Source organism: Streptomyces sp. NPDC059564 (assembly GCF_042735575.1).
Classification (GTDB): domain Bacteria; phylum Actinomycetota; class Actinomycetes; order Streptomycetales; family Streptomycetaceae; genus Streptomyces.
The window spans coordinates 1-4695 of the sequence record NZ_JBHWBP010000478.1 but is presented as its reverse complement, the minus strand read 5'-3'; the positions used below and the strand labels follow the sequence as shown (position 1 = coordinate 4695).

Below are 4695 nucleotides of genomic sequence, written 5' to 3'. Positions count from 1 at the left end.
CTCCAGGAGAGCGGTGGGGGGCCTTTTGCCTTTGACAGTCCGGGTGACCGGGGTGAGGGTTGAAAGGACCTAAACGCCGGATAAGCCGGATCAGCGAGACATGTTCGGAGGTGCATGGAAATGCGCCGTAGGATCATCGGAGCCGTTGTCGCCGGAGCCGCGGGCCTCACCCTCGGCCTGCTGCCGCTCACCAGTGCGTCCGCCCACGACCACGACGGTGGCTGGGACCGGTCGGGCCACTCGCGCTGGGCCGACAACAACTGGAACGACTCCCGCTGGGCCCACGACAACTGGAACGACGACGACTGCGGGCACGGCAACTGGAACGACAACGACTGGGGCGGCTGGCACAACTCCGGCTGGAACGACAACGACTGGGGCGGCTGGCGCTGACCCTGTCGGGATCCCCGACGATGCCCCTGCCCTGCTGATCTCAGCGGAGCAGGGGCATCGCGCCGGTGAGCTCGCGCAGGCAGCGCACCGCGAGGTCGGCGGGGGAGCCGGGGCCCGTCACCGGGGCGTCCCCGGTGGACCAGACCTCCAGGGCCACGCGGATCGCGTCCGTGGCCGCCGCCGCGAGCAGGCGTACCGACATCGGGTCCGCCTCCGGGCCGGCGAGGCGGGCGATCACCGGGACCAGGCGCTCCTCGGACTCCTGGTTCACCCGGTACCAGACGGCCCGCAGGGCTTCGTCCGAGGCCGCCGCGCGCAGCAGGCCGCGGGTGACCTCCAGGCCCTCCTCCACGGAGGGGGAGTCGCTCAGTGAGCGGGTCACCGCGCGTTCCAGGGACTGGGTGAGGGGGGTCGCGGGGTCCTCCTCGGCGAGGAGCGCGCGCCAGGCGTCACCGCCGCCCGCGAGCAGCGGGGCCACGGCCTCCTGCTTGTTGCGGAAGTAGCGGTAGAACGTGCGCAGGGCCACGCCGGCGCGATGGGCGATGTCCTCGGCGGTGGTGCCGTCGGGGCCGTGCCGGGCGAAGAGTTCGCAGGCGGCGCGGGCGATGTCGAGCTGGGTGGCGGCCTTGCGGCGCTCGGTCAGCGACTGGGTTCCGGGGCCGCTCTGGGGGGAGTACGGACGGGGAGATCTCACGGGTGAAGCCTACCGCCCGGAAACCCGCGGGAATGCATGGAGTGACAGGCTGGCAAAACGTGCCATGCGCTCGGTAGGCTCGCCGCATGAACCGTTACGAAGGACGTCGTGTCCTCATCACCGGCGGCGGCTCCGGCATCGGCCAGGCCACCGTCCACCGCATTCTCGCCGAGGGCGGCCGCGTCCACACCGTGGACGTCAACGAAGCCGGCCTCAAGGCCACCGCCGAGCAGGCCGCCGCCGACGGGCACGCGGACCGGCTGACCACCGCCGTCCTGGACATATCCGACGAGGCGGCCGTCAAGACGGGCGTCGCCGCCGCCGTCGACGCCCTGACCGGCATCGACGTGCTGGTCAACGCGGCGGGCATCCTGCGCTCCGCGCACACCCACCAGACCACGCTCGACTTCTGGAACAAGGTCATCACGGTCAACCTGACCGGCACCTTCCTGATGATCCGCGAGGCTCTCCCGGCGCTGCTCGCGGGCGACCGGCCGGCCGTCGTGAACTTCAGCTCCACCTCGGCGAGCTTCGCCCACCCCTACATGGCGGCGTACGCGGCCAGCAAGGGCGGCATCCAGTCCATGACGCACGCCCTGGCCGCCGAGTACAGCAAGCAGGGCCTGCGCTTCGTCTGCGTCGCCCCCGGCTCCATCGAGTCCGGCATGACCACCGGCAACGGCCCGGGCCTGCCCGAGGACACCGACTGGTCCCTCTTCGCCAAGCTCGCCCCCGCCCTCGGCCAGGGCTTCGCCGGCCCCCAGACCGTGGCCGGGGTCGTCGCCATGCTCGGTTCCGAGGACGGCGCCTTCATCACCGGTACGGAGATCCGCATCGACGGCGGCACGCACTACTAGCCGTCAGGCCCTGAAGCGGTCCCACAGCCGGGGGAAGCGCTCCGCCAGCACGGCTTCGTCCTCGAAGTCCAGCGGAGCGCCCTCCGGCTCCGCCGCCTGGAGCGGGACGCCCAGGTCCGGCGCCACCGAGCCGGTCAGCTGCTCGTACGCCTCGTCGGCCGCGTACCCCAGCTCCTCGCCGTCCCCGTCGATCTCCTCGTCGAACTCCACCAGCAGCTCCGCCAGCTGGTCCGGGTCGTGGACCCCGCCCTCGAAGACCTCCCGGCCCTGGCCGATCAGCCAGCACCGGAAGTAGTCGAACGCGTCGTCGCTCGCCCCGTCGAGCAGCACCCAGGCCGCACCCCACAGGTCCCAGGTGTACGCCCGGTTGTAGCGCGACTCGAAGTGCCGCGCGAAGTCCAGCACGGAGTCCGGGTCGAGCTGTGCCAGCCGCTCCACGAGCAGCTCGGCGTGGTCCTCGGGGTCGCCCTCGGCGGCCTCGCGGGTACGGTCGACGATCTCCCAGAACTCCGTCTCGTCCATCACCGCTCCAGCATCACGGGTCCACCCCCGCGCCGCCACCGCTCATACGGCCAAAGGCCGGTGTCCGCCCCCGTTCGGGGTGGACACCGGCCTTCGGCGGGTGCTGCGTGGAGCGGCGCGGGCTACAGGCCGTAGCGCTCGCGGGCCTCCTTGACGGAGGACGCCGGGACCTCGCCGCGGCGGGCGAGCTGGGCCAGCGCGGCCACCACGATCGACTGGGCGTCGACGCCGAAGTGGCGACGGGCGCCCTCGCGGGTGTCGGACAGACCGAAGCCGTCCGTGCCCAGCGAGGTGTAGTCCTGCTCGACCCACTGGCTGATCTGGTCCGGGACCTGACGCATCCAGTCGGACACGGCGAGGACCGGGCTGGTGACGCCCTCCAGCGCGCGGGTGACGTACGGGGTGCGCAGCTCGCCGCGCAGCAGCGCCTCGTCGCACTCCAGCGCGTCGCGGCGCAGCTCGCCCCACGAGGTGGCGGACCAGACGTCGGCGGCCACGTTCCAGTCGGCGGCGAGCAGCTTCTGCGCCTCCAGGATCCAGTGGATCGCCGTACCCGAGGCCATCAGCTGGATCTTGGGCGCGTCGGCGGCGGGGGCCGCCTCCGCCAGGTCGGCCGCGGTGTTGAAGCGGTACAGGCCCTTGAGGATGCCCTGCTCCACGCCCTCCGGCATGGCCGGCTGGACCTTCGGCTCGTTGTAGACCGTCAGGTAGTAGAAGACGTCTTCCGGCTTCTCGCCGTACATGCGGCGCAGACCGTCCTTGACGATCACCGCGATCTCGTACGCGAAGGCCGGGTCGTAGTTGAGCGACGCCGGGTTCGTGGACGCGATCAGGTGCGAGTGGCCGTCCGCGTGCTGCAGGCCCTCACCGGTCAGCGTGGTGCGGCCGGCGGTGGCGCCGACGATGAAGCCCTTGCCGAGCTGGTCGGCGAGCTGCCACATCTGGTCGGCCGTGCGCTGCCAGCCGAACATCGAGTAGAAGATGTAGAACGGGATCATCGGCTCGCCGTGCGTCGCGTACGACGTGCAGGCGGCGATGAAGTCGGCCATGGCGCCGGCCTCGGTGATCCCCTCGTTGAGGATCTGGCCGTCCTTGGCTTCCTTGTAGTACATGAGCTGGTCGCGGTCGACCGGCTCGTACGTCTGGCCCAGCGGCGAGTAGATGCCGGCCGACGGGAAGAGGGACTCCATACCGAAGGTACGGGCCTCGTCGGGGACGATCGGCACCCAGCGCTTGCCGGTCTCCTTGTCCCGCATCAGGTCCTTGACGAGCCGGACGAAGGCCATGGTGGTGGCCATCTCCTGCTTGCCGGAGCCCTTGAGCAGCGGGGCGAAGGAACGGTCCGCCGGGGCGGGCAGGGCCACGTGCTTGACCTTGCGGGCCGGAGCCGGACCGCCGAGCGCCGCGCGGCGCTCGTTCAGGTACTGGACCTCGGGGCTGTTCGCGCCCGGGTGGCCGTAGGGGACGACGCCGTCGGCGAAGGCGCTGTCCGGGATCGGCAGGCCAAGGAGGTCACGCATGTCCTTGAACTCGTCGATCGTCAGCTTCTTCATCTGGTGGTTCGCGTTCTTCGACTCGAACCCTGCACCCAGCGTGTAGCCCTTGACGGTCTGCGCGAGGATGACCGTCGGCGCGCCCTTGTGCTCCAGGGCGGCCTTGTACGCGGCGTAGACCTTGCGGGGCTCGTGGCCGCCGCGGGAGGAGTGGAAGCACTCCGCGATCTTCGCGTCGGACAGCACGCCCGCAAGCTGCACGAGCTCGGCGTTGGCGCCGAAGAAGTGCTGGCGGATGTAGGCCACGTCGCGGGTCGCGTACGTCTGGAACTGCGCGTCGGGTACCTCGCGCAGGCGGCGTACCAGGGCGCCCGTGGTGTCGAGCTGGAACAGCTCGTCCCAGGCGGAGCCCCACAGCGACTTGATGACGTTCCAGCCGGCGCCGCGGAACTGGGCTTCCAGCTCCTGGACGACGCGGAAGTTCGCGCGGACCGGACCGTCGAGGCGCTGCAGGTTGCAGTTGATGACGAAGGTCAGGTTGTCGAGCTGCTCGCGGGAGGCCAGGGCCAGGGCGGCGGTCGACTCGGGCTCGTCCATCTCGCCGTCGCCCAGGAAGGCCCAGACGTGCGAGTTGGCGGTGTCCTTGATGCTCCGGTTCTGCAGGTAGCGGTTGAAGCGCGCCTGGTAGATCGCGGAGAGCGGGCCGAGGCCCATGGAGACCGTCGGGAACTCCCAC

The 4695-nt window shown here is 70.8% G+C and carries 5 protein-coding genes; 2 read left to right on the top strand and 3 right to left on the bottom strand.

Annotation, left to right across the window (positions count from 1 at the left end):
- Positions 1-120: 120 nt before the first annotated feature.
- Complete coding sequence (locus ACFV0Q_RS38510; protein ID WP_385012355.1) at positions 121-393, top strand: hypothetical protein; 273 nt, start codon at positions 121-123, stop codon at positions 391-393.
- A gap of 40 nt (positions 394-433) precedes the next feature.
- Here the strand turns inward: ACFV0Q_RS38510 and ACFV0Q_RS38505 are convergent, their stop codons facing one another.
- Positions 434-1087 (bottom strand): TetR/AcrR family transcriptional regulator, encoded by a 654-nt coding sequence (locus ACFV0Q_RS38505; RefSeq protein ID WP_385012354.1) that lies wholly within the window; start codon positions 1085-1087, stop codon positions 434-436.
- Positions 1088-1173: 86 nt separating this feature from the next.
- Between ACFV0Q_RS38505 and ACFV0Q_RS38500 the strand changes: the two genes are divergently transcribed.
- Positions 1174-1944: an SDR family NAD(P)-dependent oxidoreductase gene (locus ACFV0Q_RS38500; RefSeq protein ID WP_385012352.1), complete on the top strand. Its 771-nt coding sequence runs from the start codon at positions 1174-1176 to the stop codon at positions 1942-1944.
- Positions 1945-1947: 3 nt separating this feature from the next.
- On the opposite strand, the gene ACFV0Q_RS38495 is transcribed toward ACFV0Q_RS38500, so the two are convergent.
- Both ACFV0Q_RS38495 and aceE read right to left on the bottom strand, forming a co-directional pair.
- On the bottom strand, positions 1948-2466 hold the full coding sequence (locus tag ACFV0Q_RS38495) for a DUF4240 domain-containing protein (protein ID WP_385012350.1): 519 nt from the start codon (positions 2464-2466) through the stop codon (positions 1948-1950).
- A 122-nt stretch (positions 2467-2588) separates the two neighbouring features.
- Positions 2589-4695 (bottom strand): pyruvate dehydrogenase (acetyl-transferring), homodimeric type (gene aceE / locus ACFV0Q_RS38490; RefSeq protein ID WP_385012349.1); only part of this gene is annotated, 2107 nt, incomplete at its 5' end.